This window comes from Thiomicrorhabdus marina, assembly GCF_017571465.1.
Classification (GTDB): domain Bacteria; phylum Pseudomonadota; class Gammaproteobacteria; order Thiomicrospirales; family Thiomicrospiraceae; genus Thiomicrorhabdus; species Thiomicrorhabdus marina.
On sequence record NZ_JAGETV010000054.1, the window covers coordinates 1 to 1587 of the forward strand.

The window sequence follows — 1587 nt, forward strand, 5'->3', positions numbered from 1 at the left end:
AGGTGGTAAATGGCAGAATAATAACTGGAATTCAGCAAAAACTGGAGTTTGAGGTCAAACAGACAGGCAAGCTGGACTTGTTACGCGTTTCCTTAATTAAATTATTGTTGTTTTTGCGACTTTAAACTTTACTGTGTAACTAAATAACACCCGTCAGTTATTGGAAGTCTGACAAGTACAATTATTAATGGCACCTTTAAACCACATCAACTACCTCTACACAGATCAAAAACGTACACATACCATCAAACGTACACCAACATACAGATAAATTCATTAAGAAAAAATTGCTCGGATTTATTAACGCCTTAGTTCTTTCAAATGTGGTCAGTTTGTAGAAGGTAGCCCCCCGTAGGTCAATGAGATACCTAGTTAAGCATTAGATTCCAATAGTAAATCCAAACCAGCATGAGCATCGAGTTCTAGCTTCTGACAGTACCAGACGAACTCCACCACATCTAAGCGGCGTTGACCCTCTTCAATCTTTGCTATGAATGAGTGTGGTTTACCTATCAATCCTGCTACTTGACGCATAGTTAACCCCTTAGCTTCACGTTGCGAACGAAGCCAAGCACCCAGTAGATATGATTGAGGACTGTAAAGCGTTTTCATGTCCCGATTATCGGAACAAACTGCCTTGTACCTAAATCAGATACAAATTGAGATTTGCATTACGAAAATGATTTGTTATAGTGGCGATGGCAAAAATAGCTATACATTACGCTATTGAAAAGGACATCTAATGAAGAGTAAAATTTTATTAACTGCTTTAGCAGCAATCCCATTTTTAGGTTTGACTGCTTGTGGTGGCGGAGGGGGGAGCTCAGAAGAAACTCCTGCTGCTGAAGCGGCTTTTTCTGGTCAAGTTATTGATGGCTACATTAAAGGAATGACGTGCTCTGCGGATAGAGATGGTGATGGAGTAGATGATGCCTTTACAACAGAGCCATCTGATGAATTGGGTAACTTTACAATTCCAGGACTACCAACACCTCCAAATGTTGCGGTAACTTGTGTGCCTGGTGCTAATGGTGCTGAGGATATGGATAATCCGGGAGTCCCATTTACAGGAATCTTAACCGCACCTGCCGGTTATCAAAAAGTAACACCTATCTCTACCTTGGTTAATGCACTTCTTTCAACAGGTAAGTCGCTAACTGAGGCAGAAGAATTAGCCAAGTCATTTCTCGGGTTAAGTACAGAGCAAGAATTTGATCGTGACTACATTGCTAGTGGGGATGAAAGTGTTAATACTGCTGCTCAAGCTATTCACTCCCTGATATCAGACATAGATTCCGATGCAAACTACTCAGAACTAGTAGAAGCCTTAGCAGAAGTAATCGTTGAAAAAACTGAAGCAGGTGAAGAGCCCAATATTTCTGATAATGGTATGTCTGATGATGTAGGTCAAAAGGCAGAAGAATCAAATACTGAAACAGGTGACTCAAATACTGAAACAGGTGGCTCAACCACTGAACCTGCTGACACCACTGCTCCAGTAATCACTCTAATCGGCAGTGCTTCTATAACTATTGAACAAGGATCTACATACTCTGATTCAGGAGCTACTGCTTCGGACAATAAAGA

2 protein-coding genes are annotated in these 1587 nt (G+C 40.9%); one reads left to right on the top strand and one right to left on the bottom strand.

The features are described 5' to 3' along the window. Positions 1-372: 372 nt before the first annotated feature. Complete coding sequence (locus J3998_RS13010; RefSeq protein ID WP_208151096.1) at positions 373-612, bottom strand: helix-turn-helix domain-containing protein; 240 nt, start codon at positions 610-612, stop codon at positions 373-375. A 130-nt stretch (positions 613-742) separates the two neighbouring features. On the opposite strand from J3998_RS13010, the gene J3998_RS13015 reads away from it, so the two are divergent. Next, positions 743-1587 (top strand): DUF5011/hyalin repeat domain-containing protein (locus J3998_RS13015; RefSeq protein WP_208151097.1); only part of this gene is annotated, 845 nt, incomplete at its 3' end.